This is a genomic window from Vibrio sp. 10N.247.311.51, from assembly GCF_041467855.1.
Taxonomy (GTDB): Bacteria; Pseudomonadota; Gammaproteobacteria; order Enterobacterales; family Vibrionaceae; genus Vibrio; species Vibrio coralliirubri.
In genome coordinates, this window is sequence record NZ_JBFSVK010000001.1 from 243213 (window position 1) to 262707 (window position 19495).

Genomic DNA, 19495 nt, shown 5'->3' on the forward strand with positions numbered 1-19495 from the left:
GACCTACCATTTCACTTTCTGAAATGGTTGATGGACGATAGGGCTAGTTATCCCCAAAAACTGCCGTACACATCCGCATTTAGAACCTCAAAAAACGCCTCAAGGCTCTTCACCTCTGCTGTCGGTTCGTAAATGTGCCAATTTAAATCAGATTTCATCCAATAGATTGCCCACTCATTACGTGATTTGTAGTACTTCACTTTGGCTATAGGACTTTCCATTTTTTCACTTGGGTCGTTCCATTTCGGGCGAACTTCGAATATTTCTATTGCTTGCCCATTCACTCGATATCCTAAATCTAACTGGTCCCTAATTTCTACAGGTGGTCGACGAGAGTCCAGATAGATCTCAACTGCTTTTTCATATCGTTTTTGTTCGATTTCAGAGAATGCCATATCAGTTACCTAAGCTATTAATCAACTTCAGTTTACGACGTAAAAGTAGTCGTACGTATTTGTTATATTTTTGATTCGTACATCATTTTAGCCTGGACAGCTTTGTCTAATCGGCGATGGACCAAAGAGACCATAGAAAGGATATCTAATGCATCAATTTCCTCTATAGTCCAAGTGATTTTTGGTGCATGGGCTGTAGTATTACGAAATGTACCAAATAGCCCTTTTAGTAAATTCATAAAGCCTTTTTGTTCACTTTTCTCGCTTTCACTAACTAAAGAGTTTAATGCTAAATGCGGTACTTGCTTAAAAGAAAAAGCCTCATCAACCAACGCTGAACCATCAGAAGTTAAACCTGTTTTATTTCTGATTTTATCAGCTACACTTTTAGTCGCCTCGAATACAGCATGAAAGTAATTATCTACAACTAATTCTTCTTTACAGTATTTCAGAACATCGGGATGGACATTACGAGAAACTAAATGATCCTTTAATTTATAAGCCCTTGCGGCAGCTTCACTGATCGTATTCGATTTAGTTACTGTGCCTAACTTTCCATTTTCGCCAATATTGAAACCAGCAAAACTGAGAATCTGGTTTAATTGGAACCGAGTATCATTAAACCATTCTAAATTATTGTAATGACGAGCCGGATTAATCGCATTTTGGATAAAAGCCAAAACATTGTTAGCGCACCCGTCAATCATTTGTTTATTTGCTAATGCTGAGTTCAACCTTTTCCATTTGGTATTAGCTGAATCAATATCTTCAATACCAGATTCGTAAAGTAACTTTCCTATTTCTGTTCCAGTAAAACCACTAGAAGTATCACCAAGTAATCGGCAAATAGATTCCACCACACTAAAATCTAAACTTTCTACTCTTGCCATAAATAACCTTAAAAAATATAACGAATGACACGGATTCCCCCTACCGAGGCTCTGCCACACTGATGTGGTACTTAAATGCATCGGAGGCACCATGTCTGATTATTCTTATTTCTGCGGTATCGACCTAGCTAAAAACCACTTCAGTGTTCATGCTGTAGACCAAAATGGTAAGGTCATCAGTCAGTAACCCGCCCTAAACTACTGACTACAATAGCAAATATGCCACTCGTGCGTATAGATATTGATGCGTGTGGTGGTGCACATTATTGGCAAAGGGCGAACTAAATTATGCAGTGACTATCTCCAAAACAGTCCGACACCTTTTCTCGATAACACAGAGGCTTGATGGCTTCTGTCTAACAAGGTTGTCTGATATGGTGGCGGCAGAACTTCAGCAATTGTTTAGATAGTATTGAATATGAAAACACTAACCATACTTGATGGCGGCATGGGCCGAGAACTCAAAGAAATTGGCGCGCCATTTTCTCAGCCGCTTTGGAGTGCTCAAGCGCTGATTGAAGCACCCGATTTTGTTAGCCAAGCGCATCAAAACTTTGTCGATGCAGGTGCTGAAATCCTGATCACCAACAGCTACGCCTGTGTGCCTTTTCACTTGGGTGAAGAGCTGTTCAAGCAACAAGGCTTTGAACTAGCCGCACTGTCTGGTGAGCTGGCTAAAGCAGTTGCAGACAATGCTTCTCACACAGTGAAAGTGGCAGGCGCGATTCCACCGCCATTTGGCAGCTACCGACCAGACTTGTTTAAGGTCGAAGAAGCCGCGCCAATCATTCAAACGCTTTACGATGCCCAGGATCCAAACATCGACCTTTGGATAGCGGAAACGATTTGTAGCCTGCAAGAATTCGAATCCATTCATGCGGTTCTTAAGCAGTCCGATAAGCCGTGTTACTACGCATTCAGTTTGGAAGACACCAAGGGCGATTCTGCCAATATTCGTTCAGGCGAGAGCGTAACAGACGCGATCAAACTTGCCTGCCAATCAAACGCAACAGGCATTATGTTTAACTGCTCAGTGCCTGAAGTGATGGATCAAGCCATTATCGATGCTAAGAAAGTGATCGATGAGCTAGGCCGTGATTTAGAAATTGGTGTCTACGCCAACAATTTTGCGCCTATCAGCAACGAACATGAAGCGAATGATATGTTTCAGGAGATGCGTGAGCTGGATGGTCAAGGTTACTTAACTTACGCTAAACGTTGGCACGCACTGGGCGCGAATATCGTCGGTGGCTGTTGTGGCATCGGGCCAAAACACATTCAAGCTCTAGCCGATTGGAAACGCTCCCTACAGAGCTAATCCTGAGCTTCAACTAGAATAAAATAAATAGAGAACAGGTTGAGAAATCTGTTCTCTATTTGTATGTGACGTCTCTGAGTACACTGAGACAAAACAACGATTTGGAGCAACTGATGAGCGACACGCAACGCAAAATTAAATGGGGCATCGCAGGGCTAGGCAATATCGCCAATCGATTCGCGACTGCAGTCACAGAGCACTGTCTGCATGGTGAACTGTACGCCGTTGCCGCAAGAGATCACTCCCGCGCAGCCTCATTCGCCAACAAGTTTGGTTGCGACAAGGCTTATGGCTCTTATGAAGAGATGGCGAATGACCCAGCAGTAGAAGCGGTTTACATCGCCACCGTTCACCCATACCACCAGCCACTCGCAGAACTGTTTCTAAAGAACAATAAGCATGTATTGGTCGAGAAGCCGGCTTTTACCAACCTTGCTGACTGGCTTGAGATGAAAGCCCTTGCGAAACAAAATGGCGTGATGCTGTTGGAAGCGATGAAAACCGTGGTGTTTCCCGCGTATCGTGAGCTCCAATCATTCTTGGTCTATAACAACATTCAGATAGATTCAATCGAAGCCAGCTTTGGTAACCATCACGACTATGAGTCCGATTTGTTTATCTTCAATCCGGATTTGTCAGGCGGAGCAACACTCGATGTTGGGGTCTATGGGCTTTGGTTCTTCTACGATCTGTGTCGAACACTGGGTGTGACCCCTTCAAAACCTCAGGTAGAGATGTCGTGTCTTTATGAGGGGGCGAATGTTGATACCGACGCGTGCTTTACCTTCTCTGGCGATATAAACGGTAAGATATCGGCATCAACAGTGCAAAACCTTCCCCGATCAGCGCACTTGAGTGGGCCTGATACTAAGATCACCATTCACGGAAAATGGTGGAATCCGGCCTTTATTGAGATTGAACATCAAGGCAACAAGTCGACCATCAACAAACGAGTGACGGGCAATGGGTTCGAATTTGAAATCGACCATTTTTCAGGTTTGGTGCTTCAAGGCAAAACTGAGTCGAATATCCTAAGCTCAGAGATAACCTCTCGAGTTCTCGATACAATGGAAAAAGCACTGATTGACTCTGGCTATCCACATTTAACTCAACCTCGTCGTTAGGAAAAGCAAATTGGGCAACCTTAAGCGCAAGCTTGAATTGTATGAAAAGATATTTCAGGCTTTTGGGCCTGGAGTATCACATTGTCAGGTCAACCAACTGGCCACCCTGCTGCACGTAAGTGAACGTCATGTTCAGACCTTACTCAAAGCGATGACAGCGCAAGGTTGGATTGAGTGGCAAGCCAGTTCAGGCCGAAGTAAGAAAGCACAGCTGACGTGTCTGGTTGAGCCCATTGAGGCGTGTTACCGATACGCACAAACCCAAGCTGACGCAGGCAACATAGAACAGGTGTTTAGCACTTTGAGCTTCAATGGCCGCAATGCTGGCGCTGAGTTGCAAGCCTTTCTAAGCAATACCAATCCATCGGCGCAGAATATCGCGTATATCCCCTTTCACCGAGAACTCGAGGCTCTTCACCCTCAACGAGTACTTAGACGCACCGAACGTTTCTTAGTGATGCAAGTTTGCCAACGCCTAACCTCCGTTCAACACGGTCAACTCAGCGGCGATCTGGCTTATCATTGGCAGGCTAATCAAGATGCAACACAGTGGCACTTTCAGATTCGTAATGGTGTTCACTTTCATAACGGTCGAACACTCGAACCTCAAGACATAGCGCGCAACCTTAATTCGCTCTGCCAAAGCAAAATATGGCGTCGTTGTTATCAGCATATTGATGAGGTCTCTATCGCGGCAGGCAATGTGGTTGTCGTGAAACTGAATCAACCTGATTGGCATTTACCACGCCTACTTGCCAGAGCTGAAGCCTCCGTATTTGATCACTCATCACCGACTGATAGGCTGATTGGTTCTGGCGCGTTCTCATTAGACATTTTCTCAAGCAATATGTTGAGATTAAGCCGCAATAGCGCGTATTCACACAGCACGCCGATTCTTAATCGAGTCGAGTTGTGGGTCTACCCGGAATGGGCACAGAGCAAAGCCTGCGCTCAAAATCAGGTGTGCGTGAAACTGCCCGAGAAAACGATCACTGTGCGTTGCGATAACCATGCTTCCCAACCGGAATTCGGCTCAACCTTCTTTAAGATTCAAAACCCAGCGTTGTCGAAAACAGAGCGCGAATTCACCGTTGAAGACACCTCTGAATGCCAAGCCCTTTTCGAGCAGTTGTCCGTGTCTGGCGACCACAAAACCAGCGTGGAATATGGTCACTACCAAACTAACTACCTAACTACCAAAGACGTCGCGTTGTGTAGCATTATTGATGAGAACGACACCTTCACTTCGTGGTTAAGCTTTTTCACTCGCTTCCCGTTTGAGGACTTAACTTTGCCTGCTGAGATGCTAGAGAAAATCGAACAAGGCTTAGCCTCAATAACAAGCCAGCCAAACTTTGAGTTAGCGATGAATACACTGTTGGAACTCAAGCATTGGTTGAATGACTCTGGGGTTGTGGTTGAGCTCAAGCAAGAGGCGTTCAACTTAGAGGTTTCTGAAAAGATACACGGCGCGCAAGTGAATGGTTTCGGTTGGTGTGAGCTCGACAAGCTGTGGATTAACCATTTGTAAATCTAGCCATGTTCAAAAATAAGTCATTAGGCACAGCGGCTTATCTTTAACACTCCCCTGCCAATAGCAAAGAAATGGAGTGCTAATGTACTCTCGAAGTGAGACTCAACAAATATAAGCACAAACTAAATAGACCCAATAAGAAGGTAAACCATGACTCGACACCTAAAAGGCTCATTACTGTTTCTTTGCGCATTCTCTTTTAACAGCATGGCGAGCACCCAATGCGACGCACTAACTGGTTGTGAAAAGAAATTCTGTGAGATCGAATATCAGATAAAGAAAGCGGAACAGTACGACAATCAGTACAAAGTAGAGCGATTAACCACGGCCTTGAAAGCGGCGAAAGAAAACTGCACCAATGAGGGTTTGAAGGATGATCTGCGTGAGAAGATTGAATCCAATGAACAAGATTTAACTGAATACCAAGCTGACCTAGAAGAAGCAAAAAGAGACGATAGAGCGGATAAAATCCGAAAGTATGAGGGTAAGATCGAAAAAGAACTGCGTAAAATCGATAAATTAAAGCAAGAACTGGCTAAGATCCCTTAATCGATAATTGAAACAAAAATGGTCTTACTGCTTCGTAAGACCATTTAGAAAATACCGTTTTATGACGACTTCAGAATCAACCTAGCCAGCGCCAGGCGTTATTATCCTACTAGCGCCAATTCAGACTCTTTATAAATCCGGTTAGCCACTTTGTATGCCGCCGGAGACATCAGTGTCTCTTTGCATCTGCGCTTAAACTGCTCGACTTCAATCGTTTGTTCTTCCAGTAAATAGCACAGCTCACTCAAATAGTTAGCTTCAAACACAGCTTGACCAAGTGGTGTGCATTCGTATCGGCTCGACTCTTGGTAGCCAATTGCGGTCAACACAGACTCTGGCAGCTCCCAGAACTTAGCAATGGTGTAAGTCAGGCGAATAGAGTAGCTGTTCATCAGGCGCTTCAATGCTAACGAGTTAGGTGGAACAGAAGGATCAACATGCTTGAAGGCTTCTACCATCATCTGGAAAATGATCATCTTGCCTAAGTTTCGAATTAACCCAACAAAGTATGCCGCTGCTTGATCTTCTTGAGATGAAGAGTCTTTCATCAACTCCTTAGAAAACGACGCGGTTTGAACACTGTGATTCCAAATTTTCTCACCGAAGTGACGCCAGTAAATATTGTTCCCCGGCGTGAAGTTCTTCATATAGCTATTCACTACTCCTTCAACAAGCCCTTGAGAACCCATATTTAGGAATGCTGTTTTTAGGTCGGTAACCTGTTTTTCATTGCGTTTGTAAAAGGCGCTATTTGCCAACTTAATCACATCGGCAGCCATACTCGGCTCGCGCTCAATTACTTTCAGCAATGCATCTACATCAAATTCGTCACTCTGTAATTCGGCCATTAACGTGGTCACAGAGGCTGGCATCACTGGCAGTTCATTAAGCAAAGCTTTTGGAGAGCGAATCAAGCGCTCGATTTGGCAGGCGACAAAATCGCTAAACGGGTCTGACTCTGTTCTCAGACGTGACTCGCCAAACAGATAATCAAGAAACTCACCATCGTGAAGGCTAAGCGTCTTATCGACGATTAATGATGATGGTTGAGCTGACGAAGGCGGAACAAAGATTGAAGACCGAACAGAATCAGTAGCAACGGTTTGTTGTTGCTCTTTTTGGACAGGCTCTGCAGAGGGTTTGTTTTTTGAATCAACAAAAGGCGAGAATAGTGCCTGCAATACCCTTTTAAACATCAATACGGCTCCTAGATGAATACAACATAGATAGGGATATATAACGGCGATGATTATCGCACAGTTAATTAATAAACCACACAGTGACAAATGAATCATTAACTTTTCAACTGTATAGGATCTGTTACTCAACAGCCTGCGAGACTAGACCTCCTGTATTCGCCAGAAACAAAAAAGCGAGCACATGACACTGGCTCGCTCTTACATAGATTAGATGCGTGACACTGTCTAAAGTTAGCTCTGAGCGACTTCCAACACGATCTTACCAACGTGTTTTTTCTTTAAGAATTCATCTTGCGCTTTATGAATATCGGCCAGCGGGTAAGACTCTGCGACGATGGCGCCAACCTGCTGCTTCTCAATACGGTCGACTAGATTCTGGAATACCTGTGGTTCTAAAACCGTGCAACCAAAAAAGCTGAGATCCTTGAGATACAAAGTTCGGACATCAAGCTCAACCATAGCGCCACCAATCGCGCCTGATACGGCATAACGACCGTGTGGTTTTAGCACTTCAAGGAATTCCGGCCATTTGTCACCAGCGACTAAATCGATAACCACATTCACACTGCTTTCGCCTAGCGCTTTAACCAAATCAGCATCACGGGCAATCACTTCATCAGCGCCAAGTTCAAGTAACTGTTGGTTCTTGCTTGGGCTAGTGATGGCAATAACATACGCGCCGCGAGCTTTTGCTAGCTGAATAGCCGCAGAGCCCACACCGCCTGATGCGCCAGAGATAAGCACGCGATCAGCTTCAGCCACGTTGGCGCGAGTCAGCATGTTTTCTGCGGTCGAGTAAGAGCATGGGAAAGACGCCAGCTCAACATCCGACATTGTGCTGTTCACCGCGTAAGCGTGCTTAGCTGCTACTTTGGTGTATTCAGCAAAACCGCCATCGCACTCAGAGCCGAAATACCATGGCTGTGGCAGATCTCTTCCGTAAACTTCAGTCAAACAAGGCTCAATCAGAACACGCTCGCCAATACGTTCAGCCGAAACTTCGTTACCAACGGCTACGATGAAACCGCACACATCGGCACCTTGGATGCGAGGGAATTTCAACGCTTCGCCAGACCAACTGGCATCGTCTGAGTCATCACTTTTAGAATACCAACCGATTCGTGTGTTGATGTCGGTATTGTTCACGCCTGCGGCCATCACCTTGATCAGCACTTCATTAGGTTCAATTTGAGGAACAGCGATATCTTCACGGTAACCAAGCATTTCTGCTCCGCCGTGTCCTAGCATCTCTACGCCTTTCATTGTTTTTGGCACTTCAAAATTCATACTGTTTCCTTGAGTAATTTTGTCACCATATTCTGTGCCGATGCCACAGCTTCTTCGCCCAATACTGGCCACGCACTTGATACGCCTTCATGAAGTAAAAACAGCGGTGTCGCGAGATCCTCTCGCAGGCTCTGCTTGCCTATTAGCAAACGAACTTGTTCTTTATGCTGTGTAACCGCTTGGCTGATAAGCTCATTATCGGGAAACGCGGCCATCGCATTCATCGACATACACCCATGCGGCGCATACTCTTCTAACCATTGTTGAAGCTTGTTGAAGATATGAGTAACCGATGCGAGCCCCTTTTCAGGCGACGTTTCCAACAAGAAATCTAAGTAGCGTTGGTGTCGATATTCCAAGGCACCAACGATCATCGCTTCTTTTGAAGGGAAGTGTTTATACAAGGTTCTTAGGCTTACATCGCACGCCGTTTTCAGCTGTGCAACGCTCGGCTCAGCAAAACCTTGCTGGCTAAATGCCACCTCTAAGCTTGCTGCAATCTGTTCTCTCAACATAGTGCTCTCTTAATACCGAATACCAATCGTAGTAAATAACTGTGATTGGCATAACAATGGGTAGAATGATTGTTCTACTTACAGGGTAGAACGATCACTCTACCCCTGTCAATATCCAAATTTACAAACCAAGAAATGATAAACTCCGATCCAAACAGGACACGGAATTTATCAATACAGATTAGAGACTTAGCGTTTAAGCTAGAGTCGACTGCGTATCGTCACCAACACAGATAAAGCGCCGCAAAGTACCAACACCACCCCTAAATCTTGAATCATTCCCGCTAAAGCGAGCCCTGAACCGATCAAGGTGTAATACATCAAACCAAACAGTGCGCCTGCACTTCCCGCTTGAGATTGGTAGCTAACTAATGCGCGACTCAACACATTGGGAATCGCAATACCAAATGCCATGACCACCAGCATCATCGGAAGTAAAAACCATATTGAGTGTTGTGAAAAATAGACACCCACCGCACCTAATGTTTGAAGCCCTGCTGCGATACCAATCAAAGACATTGAAGACACCTGTCGCTTCAACAATGCCTTGTTGACCAAGCTTCCCAACAGAGTCCCGAACCCAAGCACAATGCCGCTGTAGCCAAACTGCTCGACGCTGAATCCAAGTTGAATGAAGGCAAATGAACCCAATTGATAATAGGAAAACAGCGCAATATTGAACGACGCAACCAGCAACGCAGACATCCATATATCGCTATCTTTGATCATGTGAATACTGAGTGACTTTAACTGCAATGGCTGCCTAGATTGTTGCGTTTCAGGCAATGACCATAGGCTATGTGCCAACAACGTTAACACCATAATAAACAGGGCAATAAACACATATTGATGCCCGCCCGCTTGGCTTAATTGACCGCCAAGAAGCAGCCCAATGATTGGGCTAATCGACAGCCCCATTCCCATGTAACCAAACACTTTAGCCAGTTCAGTACCGCTGAAAGCATCTCGCAGCATGGTTTGTGTCACCACCGAGCCCACCGCAAGCCCGAAAGCGCCCATGGCTCTGGCTATCATCAACCAAACAAAGCTATTGGTTTGCATAGCAATAAGTGCTGAACACGCGAATAAACCCAAGCCCAATAACATGGTTGGCCGGCGTCCCCATTTGTCTGCCAATATGCCCCATACCACCACACCGAGCGCAAACGCTGAGAAGTAGATCGAGAGGGTTTGCGCCGCTTGTGCGTAACTCACATCAAAGGATTTCGATATTGAATCCAGAGTCGGGCTATAAATGGTTTCTGCGATTTGAGGGAACATCAGCAATAGCACCATTTGCCATAAAGAAGGTTTTGTTTTCATCATTTTTCCAAGACCAGTGAACTTGACGAGGAGTCTAGGGGAAACTAACCTTGGCTCGTTAACAACATTAAAACCAAAAACAACAAGATTGGGACAAATGGCATTAATCAGCGAAACGATCGAGTTTGATGCAGACAGCTTACCTGCGCCCGTAATAGGGATTGCGGCAGAGCTAGGTCAGCATGACTCAGGAATACATCACCACGTAAAAGGACAGCTGCTGTATGCTCCGCAGGGTTGCATCACCTTGACCTTAGAAAACGCCATTTGCATTTTGCCGCCGACTAAAGCCGTGTGGATCCCGCCCTATACCAAGCATCGAGCGCAGATGACCAATGTGGTTGCTTATCGGTCGCTCTATTTTGATAGCAGTATCTACACCTGCCCAGAAGCGATTGAAATTGTGGAAGTGAATGAGCTTTTAAAAGCCCTAATCAATAAGATGGCTTTCTGGGATTGGGACATTGCCCGCGAGCAAACCACCAATACTGCCAACCTATTCTGGGAAGAGTTTTACAGCGCTAACCAACACTCGTTTATCTTGCCGCTACCGACAGATCGCCGCTTTAAAAGCTTTTGCAAACGAGTCCGAACCGCTTCCTTTCTTGCCCCAGCCCTCTCGACATTAGCGAACTCAGTTGGTGCAAGCACTAAGACGATTACTCGATTATTCAAAGCCGAAACAGGCATGACTTACCAAGAGTGGCGACAACAATGGCGTTTGTTTAAAGCAATTGAACTGCTCTCAGAAAACCGACAAGTCGGTGATGTGGCTCATCTGCTAGAGTTCTCATCCAACAGTGCGTTTATCGCTTTTTTCAAACAGCAAACCGGACAAACTCCGTTGGCGTTTACCAAGTTAGCAGCGTGATTGTTGTTATCCAAACTCTGAAGTTTTACTGAGCTCAGATACAAAAAAAACCAGAACATGAGTTCTGGTTTTTAGGCGTATTTTAAAGCTAGATGCCGGCGTTACTTAGTGTAGAAAGCGCGTTTCAATGCCATCTCTAAACCACGAACTTCAGCTAAGCCTTTCAATCGACCAATCGCCGAATAACCTGGGTTAGTGGTTTTCTTAAGGTCATCCAGCATTTGATGGCCGTGATCCGGACGCATTGGAATTAAGCGGTGATCGCCCACTTCTGCACGACGATTTTCTTCATCCAAAATAGCCATGACAACGTTGTACATGTCCACATCACCATCTAGGTGAGCTGCTTCGTGGAATGTCATTGGGTTACTCTCTTCACGCTTAGTTGAACGCAGGTGCGTAAAGTAAATTCGGTCACCGTGCTTTTTGATCATATTAACCAGATCATTGTCGCCACGAACACCGTATGAACCCGTACACATCGTCAAGCCATTCATCTTGCTTGGCACATGTTCGGTCAACCAATCAATGTCTTCGATCGTTGAGACGATGCGAGGCAAGCCTAGAATTGGACGCGGTGGATCGTCTGGGTGAACCGCCATCTTCAAACCATTCGCATCACAGATAGGCATCAGCTCAGCAAGGAAGTAAGACATGTGCTCACGTAGCTTGTCTTTGTCGATTCCCGCATAGCGATCTAGCTGTGCTTGAAACGCTTCTAGTGTGTAACCTTCTTCAGCGCCTGGCAGGCCAGCGATGATGTTATTAGTGAGTTGCTGAATTTGCTCTGGCGTCATGTTGTTGAAGTAATCCAACGCTTGCGCTTGCTCTGATTCTGAATAGTCCGATTCTGCACCCGGACGCTTCAAGATATGCAGCTCAAATGCCGCAAACGCGATTTGGTCAAAGCGCAGTGCGCGCGAGCCATCAGGCATTTCAAATTCTAAATCGGTACGCGTCCAGTCCAACACGGGCATGAAGTTATAACAAACCGTATCGATGCCACACTCAGCAAGGTTAGACAGAGTTTGCTTATAGTTATCAATCCACTGCTGGTAGTTACCAGTCTGAGTTTTGATCTCTTCGTGCACAGGCACGCTTTCTACGACCGACCACGTTAAACCTTTCTCTTCGATAATGGCTTTACGCTTAAGGATTTCTTCTTTTGTCCAAACTTCACCATTTGGAATATGGTGCAGTGCATTCACAATACCAGTTGCGCCCGCTTGACGAATATCGTCTAGCGAAACTTGATCATTAGGGCCGTACCAACGCCACGTTTGTTCCATGAGACTTACCTTTCTTTAAGACGCACTTAGCCGGCTCGAATTAATCAAGCTAAATGCAATAACGACTTCTTAATGGCAGCAATGACAATTACTGCCCGAGATAGCACCGGTCTACGCCGGTCTAAAGACGATTACCTATCTACAACCTAGTGAATGAATCAGCTTTCAAGAGGAAGCTTGTCGCTGAATTCAACATTAGCTTCAGAACTAGCTTTCTGAGCTAAGCAGCACCACTGGATTGGAGCTAAATAAGTAACCATCAAAGTTTGGGTCATCAATGTCTGACAGCGCTAACAAACGCTGTTTAACATTCTCAAGGTGTTGCCACATTGCGTTCTTAGCAGCGACAGGGTCTTTGCGCTGTAAGGCGGCGAGGATACGAGCGTGATCATCTAACCATTCTTCACGGTAATCTTGACCACTGATGTGAGAGTGGAGTTTATTCCACATTGGACTCTTTTCGCGTCGCTCCCAGGATTGTTTCAACATATCTACCAGCACAGAGTTTTGAGTTGCCTCTGCAATACACATGTGAAATCTTTCATCTCCGCTGCAATCGGTGGTGCCACTTGCAAGCTCTTCGCGCTCGAGTTCGAGTGCAGAGCGCATCTTAATGATGTCGCCCGGAGTGACCTGAGTTGCCGCAAACTCCGCGATATTACTTTCTAGTAATTGGCGGGCCTGCAGCATCTCGAATGGACCAGCGTCATCGCTGACCACATTCTCACGAGAATGAGTTGGAATGTTCAGGACGTAAACACCCGACCCTTTTTTCACCTCAACTAAGTTTTCAAGCTCCAGCATGATGATTGCTTCACGCACCACAGTGCGGCTTACATCTAGACGATCAGCAATATCGCGTTCTGGAGGTAACCTATCTCCGACCTTATACAGGCCTTCAATCAGTTCTTTTCTTAGTACTAACCCTATCTCCTGATAAGGTCTTTTCGGCTCGAAAGGCATCATGATGATATTGTCACTTCTTTCCATTGTATTTCTCTCGCCATCATAATGACCAAATATAATTGGTCAACCTCTATATCTTAAAATGCAGTAACACCTTGTTTTTGTATTACTCTTTTTTCTATATTTGCTCGTTATTCAACAGCCTGAATACGGTCAATCAATGCGCTCAATTCTGGGTCCGCTTTATCTAGCGCGTCGTACATAGGTTGAACCGCTAGTGCGAACGCAGCTTTGTCTGGTTCCACAAAAGTAACGCCCATTTTCTCGGCTTTAGCACGCTCTTTTGCTTCCGATTCAGCCCACAATTTTTTCATCAATTCAGATGAATCACTTGCCGCCTTCATTAACGCATCTTGTTGTTCTGTAGTCAGTTTATCGTATGCTTTGGTTGAGATAACCAACACATCCGGAACCATCGTGTGCTCATCTAAGCTGAAGTATTTAGACACTTCACTGTGACGGCTCAAGCTGAAAGAAGGAATGTTATTTTCAGCCGCATCTACGACACCTTGCTGCAGTGCTGTGTACAACTCACCGTAAGCTAGTGGCGTTGGGTTACCGCCTAACGCTTTCACCATCGCAATTGCTGATGGGCTTGGTTGAACACGAACTTTCAAACCTTTCAGATCTTCTGGTGTGTTAATTGGCTTGTTGGTATAGAAGCTACGCGCACCAGCGTCGTAGTAAGTCACACCAATAAAGCCGCTATCACGAGAAGAGTTAAGAATGTCACGGCCTACTTCACCATCAGTCACACTGTAGTAGTGCGCTTGATCGCGGAATAAGTAAGGCATGTTGAATGATGAATAAGCAGGAGAAAAAGCTTCTAGCTCAGCAGCATTACTTTTCACCATATCTAAAGCGCCGTTCTGCATCAGCTCCATAGATTCACGCTGTGTACCCAATTGAGCATCAGGGTAAATACGAATACGCACCTCACCATCAGTCAATTCACGTACTTCTTTCGCCATAAACGTCATCGCTTCATGTACTGCATGGTCACGAGGGTGGTTATGGCTCAGTTTCAATGTTGTCGCTGCATAAGCAGAAGCTGTTGCTCCAAAAGTGAAAGCAGCACCGACAACCGCACTAATCAAAGTTTTACGCGTCATCATCATTCTTATTCTCCGTGGATTGGTTATCCAAAATGTAGGGTGTTTTTTGTTATGGGCTCATATTGGCGCTCAAAAAAGGAACCGTCAAAGCTGAATTTAAAATTGATTGACCAATATCACAATAAAAACCCATAAATTGGTCAACCAAAATCATTTGTGAAGTTGCTCACGCCAACCAAAAAATGAATAGCTTATGATTCAGCCAGATTTTTGAACATCCCATCCCTACATAGAAACAATTTCTTACATTGGTAAACCAATTGTTATGAGATACGCAATTTTGTTGAAAGGAAATAAACATGAATAAATTGGTCAGTTACATAAATAGAGGGTTGGCCGCCTTTACAGTGTCTCTATCGTCTTTCTTAGTGCTGTGTGTGATATGGCAGGTTTTATCCCGCTATGTTATTGGCAAACCAAGTACTGTTACCGACGAGCTCGCGCGTTATCTCTTTATGTGGGTAGCCTTAATTGGTGCTGCTTACACTACGGGTCTGAAACGCCACCTTGCCATCGATCTGCTTACGATGAAGCTGACTGGCAAACGCAAATTAATCAACGAAATCGTTATCCAAATAGCCATCGCTTCTTTCTCTTATATCGTTCTGGTACACGGTGGAAGCCAACTTGCTGCTAAAACGCTTGCGATGGGACAGCTGACTCCCGCTCTAGGTTTAGAAATGGGCTACATCTACTTCTGCCTACCGATTAGTGGCGCTTTGATGATTTTTTACTCCGTCGTATTTACCTACGAACGCGTTAAACAATTAATGTCAGGTGACGATTTGATCACCGACTCACAACTTGATTGATAGAAGGATTTCACAATGGAATGGCAAGTAATACTGACCTTATTCGGTAGTTTCGCTGTACTGCTTACAATCGGTGTACCGGTCTCTTTTGCGATTGGTTTATCGTCACTAGCAACCATCTTAATGAGCTTACCGCTTGAACCTGCAATCGCTGTAGTTGCTCAACGTATGGCCGCTGGCCTTGATAACTTTGCACTATTGGCAATCCCGTTCTTCATTTTGGCGGGCAACATCATGAACCAAGGCGGCATCGCGCTGCGTTTGATCAACTTCGCGAAAGTGTTAGGTGGTCGTCTACCGGGTTCATTGGCACACGTAAACGTGATGGCAAACATGATGTTTGGTTCTATCTCAGGCTCAGCGGTTGCATCGGCGGCTGCAGTGGGTGGCACCATGTCTCCTCTGCAAAAGAAAGACGGCTACGACGAAAACTTCTCTGCTGCGGTAAACATTACTTCGTGTCCTACTGGTCTATTGATTCCACCAAGTAACACGCTGATCGTTTTCTCATTGGTTTCTGGTGGTACTTCAATTGCGGCGCTGTTCTTAGCAGGCTACATCCCAGGTATCTTGATGGGATTAAGTATCATGATTGTTGCGGGTATCATTGCGAAACGTCGCGGTTACCCAGTGGCAGCGCGTCCTTCATTATCAATGGTTTGGGATACCTTCCTAAAAGCGGCACCTTCTTTAGCACTGATCGGCATCATCATGGGCGGCATCATTGGCGGTATCTTTACAGCAACTGAGGCTTCCGCAATTGCTGTGGTATACACGTTTGTTTTAGCTGTGCTTGTCTACCGTGAAGTGAAATGGGGTGATATTCCAAAGATCATCCTTGAGTCTGCAGTAACAACATCTATCGTTCTATTACTGGTTGGCGCATCAATGGGCATGTCTTGGGCAATGGCGAACGCCGATGTGCCTTACATGATTGCTGATGCATTACTGGCGGTTTCTGATAACCCGTTAATGATTCTATTGATCATCAACATCATTCTGCTGATTGTGGGTATCTTCATGGATATGACACCAGCGGTACTGATATTCACACCAATCTTCTTGCCAATCGCGCTAGACCTAGGCATCGACCCTGTGCACTTCGGCATCATGATGACCTTCAACCTTGCTATTGGTATCTGTACGCCGCCAGTGGGTAGTGCTCTGTTCATTGGTTGTTCGGTTGCCAACATTGCCATCGACAAAGTCATCAAACCTTTGCTGCCATTCTACGCAGCACTGATTGCAGCCCTAATGGCCGTTACTTTTATCCCTGAGCTGAGCTTGTTCCTACCTGAATTGGTACTGGGCTACGGTTCGTAATTTGGTCACAGATAGATTCTAAGACTGCTAAACACTCAAACGCTTTATCAAATAATAAAATCCCGCTAGTTCGCTGGCGGGAAAAGGAACTGAATAATGAAGACTGTTGCTAACTCTACGCTGCCAAACACTGTATTACGACCTGACTACGACCGTTCAGCACTCCAAAGCCGTATCGTGCACCTTGGCTTCGGTGCATTTCACCGAGCACACCAAGCGCTGTTCACCAATGAAATGCTCAGCAAGAGCAACACTGATTGGGGCATTTGTGAAATAAACCTATTCGGCGGCGAAGACTTGATTGAATCACTTCGCGCGCAAGACCACCTTTACACCGTTGCTGAAAAAGGCGCTGAGTCCACAGACGTGAAAGTAATCGGTTCAGTGACCGAATCTCTTCATCCAAGCTTAGACGGCATCGAAACCGTATTAGAAAAAATGGCTGAGCCTCAAGTGGCTATCGTTTCTATGACCATCACAGAGAAAGGCTACTGCGCTGATCCAGCGACAGGAAAGCTCGACAAAAATAACCCATTAGTCATCGCTGACCTAGCTAACCCAAGCGAACCTAAATCAGCATTAGGTTACATTGTCCAAGCCCTCAAAATTCGACGAGAACGTGGCTTAACACCATTCACGGTCATGTCTTGCGATAACGTGCAAGAAAACGGTCATGTAGCAAAAGCAGCGATCATTGAGTTTGCTCAACTGCTTGACCCAGAATTACGTGATTGGATTGAAACCAATGTCACTTTCCCATGCACCATGGTTGACCGCATCGTACCTGCAGCAACAGAAGAAACACTAACAGAAATTGCAGAACTGCTAGGTTGTGAAGACCCATGTGGCATCGCCTGTGAACCCTTCCGCCAATGGGTAATTGAAGATAATTTTGTTGCGGGTCGTCCAGACTGGAATGTTGCTGGTGCAGAGTTCGTAGAAGATGTAGTGCCTTACGAAGAAATGAAACTGCGCATGCTCAATGGCAGTCACTCTTTCCTTGCTTACCTTGGATATCTTGGTGGCTACGACCATATTTCCGACACCATGACAGATGCAGGCTACCGAAAAGCCGCTTTTGACATGATGATGAAATCACAAGCACCTTCGCTAACGATGCCTGAAGGGACTGATTTGGAAGGTTACGCGACCTTGCTGATCAACCGCTTCACCAACCCAAGCTTGAAACATAAAACCTGGCAAATCGCGATGGATGGCAGCCAGAAGATCCCTCAACGTATGGGTGGCAGCTTACGATTCCATTTAGAGCAAGGCTCAGATTTCTCGTGGCTTGCAACCGCCATCGCTGGCTGGATGCGTTATGTATCTGGCATTGATGAGCAAGGCAATGAGATCGATGTGCGCGACCCAATGGTAGATACACTTCGCCAGATCTGCGACCAGCATGGGCTCAATGTTTCCGTAGTTCCGGCATTGCTTGCTGTTGAAGCGATTTTCCCTGCCGAGCTAGGCCAAAACCCGCAAGTCATAGATACGGTAAGTTCAGCGTACCAATCATTAATTGAACACGGTGCCGTTGCTACCGTGGCTGCGTTATAAGGAGTACAAACAATGAAGAATTTCTTATGTGAAGACTTTTTACTGTCGAATGAGACTGCACGCCGTTTGTACCATGAACACGCAAGCCACCAGCCGATTTATGACTATCACTGCCACCTAAACCCGGCAGAAGTGGCTCAAGATCGTCAGTTCGAAAACATGTCTAAGATTTGGCTTGAAGGTGACCACTACAAATGGCGTGGCATGCGTTCAGCAGGGATTGATGAGCGTCTGATTACTGGAGGCGCAAGCGATTATGATAAGTTCATGGCATGGGCTAGAACCGTCCCTCAAACCTTGGGCAACCCTCTTTACCACTGGACTCATTTAGAACTACGCCGCCCATTTGGTATTACTGGCACTCTCTTTGGTCCAGAAACCGCAGACCAAATTTGGCACGAAGGCAACGAGCTATTAGCGACACCAGAATTTAGTGCTCGCGGCATCATGAAGCAAATGAATGTGGTGATGGCAGGTACGACAGACGATCCAATTGATTCTCTTGAACACCATAAAACGATCGCTCAAGACAATTCATTTGATGTGAAGGTTCTACCAAGTTGGCGCCCAGATAAAGCGTTCAAAATTGAACTTGATGGCTTTGCTGATTACCTACAAAAATTAGGCATGGTTGCTGACGTTGAGATCACTCACTTCCATCATCTATTGAGTGCTTTAGACAGCCGCCTAACGCATTTCAACGACCATGGTTGCCGTGCAGCAGACCACGGTATTGAAGTGGTTCGCTACGCACCTATTCCATCAGAATCGGATTTGGATGCCCTGTTAACTCGACGCCTCAATGGCGAAACACTCACCGATCTAGAATGTGCGCAGTTTTCAACAGCGGTTCAAGTGTGGTTAGGCAAGCGCTACGCCGCAATGGGTTGGGTAATGCAGCTTCACATTGGTGCTCAGCGCAATAACAACACGCGTATGTTCCAACTGTTAGGCGCAGATGCAGGATTTGATTCGATTAGCGATAAGACGTTTGCCTTCGAATTGGCTCACCTGTTAGACGAGATGGATCAAAGTAACGAGTTACCTCGCACCATCCTTTACTGCTTAAACCCTCGCGATAACGAGATGATGGCAACTATGATTGGTAACTTCCAAGGTGGCGGCATCGCGGGCAAAGTTCAGTTTGGTTCTGGTTGGTGGTTCAACGATCAGAAAGACGGCATGCAACGCCAAATGGAACAATTATCTCAACTTGGTCTGCTTAGCCAGTTTGTCGGCATGCTGACTGACTCTCGCAGCTTCTTGTCGTACACACGCCACGAATACTTCCGCCGAATTCTGTGTGACATGCTTGGTCGTTGGGCTGAAAACGGCGAAGTGCCAAACGACATGTCACTGCTTGGCCCTATGGTCGAAGACATCTGCTTTGGTAACGCAAAACGCTACTTCGAAGAGAGGGCGTAA

At 45.7% G+C, this 19495-nt stretch carries 18 protein-coding genes and 1 pseudogene; 10 read left to right on the forward strand and 9 right to left on the reverse strand.

The annotated features are described in order from the left end of the window. Window positions 1-47: 47 nt before the first annotated feature. Together AB6E85_RS01065 and AB6E85_RS01070 are read right to left on the reverse strand one after the other, a co-directional pair. Entirely contained in the window at window positions 48-395 is a 348-nt protein-coding gene (locus AB6E85_RS01065; protein ID WP_108192307.1) for a DUF3024 domain-containing protein, read from the reverse strand. Between the two features lie 62 nt (window positions 396-457). Then, window positions 458-1285, reverse strand: a complete 828-nt coding sequence (locus AB6E85_RS01070) for a TIGR02391 family protein (protein WP_108192308.1) — start codon at window positions 1283-1285, stop codon at window positions 458-460. A 91-nt stretch (window positions 1286-1376) separates the two neighbouring features. Here AB6E85_RS01070 and AB6E85_RS01075 point away from each other — a divergent pair. The 5 genes and pseudogenes from AB6E85_RS01075 to AB6E85_RS01095 form a co-directional block, all read left to right on the forward strand. Then, window positions 1377-1561 (forward strand): annotated as a pseudogene (locus AB6E85_RS01075) (IS110 family transposase); the annotation flags it as partial. 142 nt (window positions 1562-1703) lie between these two features. Then, window positions 1704-2603: a homocysteine S-methyltransferase family protein gene (locus AB6E85_RS01080; protein WP_372141070.1), complete on the forward strand. Its 900-nt coding sequence runs from the start codon at window positions 1704-1706 to the stop codon at window positions 2601-2603. 113 nt (window positions 2604-2716) lie between these two features. Then, window positions 2717-3727 (forward strand): Gfo/Idh/MocA family protein, encoded by a 1011-nt coding sequence (locus AB6E85_RS01085; protein ID WP_372141072.1) that lies wholly within the window; start codon window positions 2717-2719, stop codon window positions 3725-3727. A 10-nt stretch (window positions 3728-3737) separates the two neighbouring features. Further along, on the forward strand, window positions 3738-5258 hold the full coding sequence (locus AB6E85_RS01090; protein ID WP_372141074.1) for an SgrR family transcriptional regulator: 1521 nt from the start codon (window positions 3738-3740) through the stop codon (window positions 5256-5258). A gap of 153 nt (window positions 5259-5411) precedes the next feature. Beyond that, a complete protein-coding gene (locus AB6E85_RS01095; RefSeq protein WP_372141076.1) occupies window positions 5412-5810 on the forward strand; it encodes a DUF1090 domain-containing protein in 399 nt (132 codons plus the stop codon). Between the two features lie 101 nt (window positions 5811-5911). Here AB6E85_RS01095 and AB6E85_RS01100 read toward each other — a convergent pair whose 3' ends face one another. From AB6E85_RS01100 to AB6E85_RS01115, 4 genes are all read right to left on the reverse strand, one after another. Continuing rightward, entirely contained in the window at window positions 5912-7006 is a 1095-nt protein-coding gene (locus AB6E85_RS01100) for an HDOD domain-containing protein (protein ID WP_372141077.1), read from the reverse strand. A 234-nt stretch (window positions 7007-7240) separates the two neighbouring features. Further along, window positions 7241-8296, reverse strand: coding sequence for an alcohol dehydrogenase family protein (locus AB6E85_RS01105; RefSeq protein ID WP_372141079.1), 1056 nt, complete (start codon window positions 8294-8296; stop codon window positions 7241-7243). Next, window positions 8293-8811 carry a TetR/AcrR family transcriptional regulator gene (locus tag AB6E85_RS01110; protein ID WP_017061096.1) on the reverse strand — a complete coding sequence of 173 codons (519 nt, stop codon included), beginning with the start codon at window positions 8809-8811 and terminating at the stop codon, window positions 8293-8295. Before AB6E85_RS01110 ends, AB6E85_RS01105 begins: the two co-directional genes overlap by 4 nt. Before the next feature lie 201 nt (window positions 8812-9012). Beyond that, the gene (locus AB6E85_RS01115) at window positions 9013-10134 is read right to left on the reverse strand and encodes a multidrug effflux MFS transporter (RefSeq protein WP_372141081.1); all 1122 of its coding nucleotides are present in this window, start codon (window positions 10132-10134) and stop codon (window positions 9013-9015) included. 97 nt (window positions 10135-10231) lie between these two features. On the opposite strand from AB6E85_RS01115, the gene AB6E85_RS01120 reads away from it, so the two are divergent. Continuing rightward, entirely contained in the window at window positions 10232-11005 is a 774-nt protein-coding gene (locus AB6E85_RS01120; protein ID WP_050632714.1) for a helix-turn-helix domain-containing protein, read from the forward strand. Between the two features lie 101 nt (window positions 11006-11106). On the opposite strand, the gene uxuA is transcribed toward AB6E85_RS01120, so the two are convergent. From uxuA to AB6E85_RS01135, 3 genes are all read right to left on the reverse strand, one after another. Beyond that, a complete protein-coding gene (gene uxuA / locus AB6E85_RS01125; protein ID WP_017068145.1) occupies window positions 11107-12294 on the reverse strand; it encodes a mannonate dehydratase in 1188 nt (395 codons plus the stop codon). A 207-nt stretch (window positions 12295-12501) separates the two neighbouring features. Next, window positions 12502-13284, reverse strand: a complete 783-nt coding sequence (locus AB6E85_RS01130; RefSeq protein ID WP_048610343.1) for an FCD domain-containing protein — start codon at window positions 13282-13284, stop codon at window positions 12502-12504. A 107-nt stretch (window positions 13285-13391) separates the two neighbouring features. After that, complete coding sequence (locus AB6E85_RS01135; RefSeq protein WP_048610341.1) at window positions 13392-14375, reverse strand: TRAP transporter substrate-binding protein; 984 nt, start codon at window positions 14373-14375, stop codon at window positions 13392-13394. 299 nt (window positions 14376-14674) lie between these two features. On the opposite strand from AB6E85_RS01135, the gene AB6E85_RS01140 reads away from it, so the two are divergent. The 4 genes from AB6E85_RS01140 to uxaC all read left to right on the forward strand — a co-directional run bounded on the left by AB6E85_RS01140 (window position 14675) and on the right by uxaC (window position 19495). Further along, window positions 14675-15187 (forward strand): TRAP transporter small permease, encoded by a 513-nt coding sequence (locus AB6E85_RS01140; protein ID WP_048609952.1) that lies wholly within the window; start codon window positions 14675-14677, stop codon window positions 15185-15187. A 15-nt stretch (window positions 15188-15202) separates the two neighbouring features. Next, the gene (locus tag AB6E85_RS01145; protein ID WP_048609953.1) at window positions 15203-16510 is read left to right on the forward strand and encodes a TRAP transporter large permease; all 1308 of its coding nucleotides are present in this window, start codon (window positions 15203-15205) and stop codon (window positions 16508-16510) included. A gap of 96 nt (window positions 16511-16606) precedes the next feature. Further along, entirely contained in the window at window positions 16607-18070 is a 1464-nt protein-coding gene (locus tag AB6E85_RS01150) for a fructuronate reductase (RefSeq protein ID WP_372141083.1), read from the forward strand. Between the two features lie 12 nt (window positions 18071-18082). Continuing rightward, the gene (gene uxaC / locus AB6E85_RS01155; RefSeq protein ID WP_116871196.1) at window positions 18083-19495 is read left to right on the forward strand and encodes a glucuronate isomerase; all 1413 of its coding nucleotides are present in this window, start codon (window positions 18083-18085) and stop codon (window positions 19493-19495) included.

What these genes read in the sequence shown, in the direction of transcription:
- AB6E85_RS01065 (WP_108192307.1), bottom strand. Translation starts at nt 395, where the DNA reads ATGGCATTCTCTGAAATCGAACAAAAACGATATGAAAAAGCAGTTGAG.
- AB6E85_RS01070 (WP_108192308.1), bottom strand. Translation starts at nt 1,285, where the DNA reads ATGGCAAGAGTAGAAAGTTTAGATTTTAGTGTGGTGGAATCTATTTGC.
- AB6E85_RS01080 (WP_372141070.1), top strand. Translation starts at nt 1,704, where the DNA reads ATGAAAACACTAACCATACTTGATGGCGGCATGGGCCGAGAACTCAAA.
- AB6E85_RS01085 (WP_372141072.1), top strand. Translation starts at nt 2,717, where the DNA reads ATGAGCGACACGCAACGCAAAATTAAATGGGGCATCGCAGGGCTAGGC.
- AB6E85_RS01095 (WP_372141076.1), top strand. Translation starts at nt 5,412, where the DNA reads ATGACTCGACACCTAAAAGGCTCATTACTGTTTCTTTGCGCATTCTCT.
- AB6E85_RS01100 (WP_372141077.1), bottom strand. Translation starts at nt 7,006, where the DNA reads ATGTTTAAAAGGGTATTGCAGGCACTATTCTCGCCTTTTGTTGATTCA.
- AB6E85_RS01105 (WP_372141079.1), bottom strand. Translation starts at nt 8,296, where the DNA reads ATGAATTTTGAAGTGCCAAAAACAATGAAAGGCGTAGAGATGCTAGGA.
- AB6E85_RS01110 (WP_017061096.1), bottom strand. Translation starts at nt 8,811, where the DNA reads ATGTTGAGAGAACAGATTGCAGCAAGCTTAGAGGTGGCATTTAGCCAG.
- AB6E85_RS01115 (WP_372141081.1), bottom strand. Translation starts at nt 10,134, where the DNA reads ATGAAAACAAAACCTTCTTTATGGCAAATGGTGCTATTGCTGATGTTC.
- AB6E85_RS01120 (WP_050632714.1), top strand. Translation starts at nt 10,232, where the DNA reads ATGGCATTAATCAGCGAAACGATCGAGTTTGATGCAGACAGCTTACCT.
- uxuA (WP_017068145.1), bottom strand. Translation starts at nt 12,294, where the DNA reads ATGGAACAAACGTGGCGTTGGTACGGCCCTAATGATCAAGTTTCGCTA.
- AB6E85_RS01130 (WP_048610343.1), bottom strand. Translation starts at nt 13,284, where the DNA reads ATGGAAAGAAGTGACAATATCATCATGATGCCTTTCGAGCCGAAAAGA.
- AB6E85_RS01135 (WP_048610341.1), bottom strand. Translation starts at nt 14,375, where the DNA reads ATGATGACGCGTAAAACTTTGATTAGTGCGGTTGTCGGTGCTGCTTTC.
- AB6E85_RS01140 (WP_048609952.1), top strand. Translation starts at nt 14,675, where the DNA reads ATGAATAAATTGGTCAGTTACATAAATAGAGGGTTGGCCGCCTTTACA.
- AB6E85_RS01145 (WP_048609953.1), top strand. Translation starts at nt 15,203, where the DNA reads ATGGAATGGCAAGTAATACTGACCTTATTCGGTAGTTTCGCTGTACTG.
- AB6E85_RS01150 (WP_372141083.1), top strand. Translation starts at nt 16,607, where the DNA reads ATGAAGACTGTTGCTAACTCTACGCTGCCAAACACTGTATTACGACCT.
- uxaC (WP_116871196.1), top strand. Translation starts at nt 18,083, where the DNA reads ATGAAGAATTTCTTATGTGAAGACTTTTTACTGTCGAATGAGACTGCA.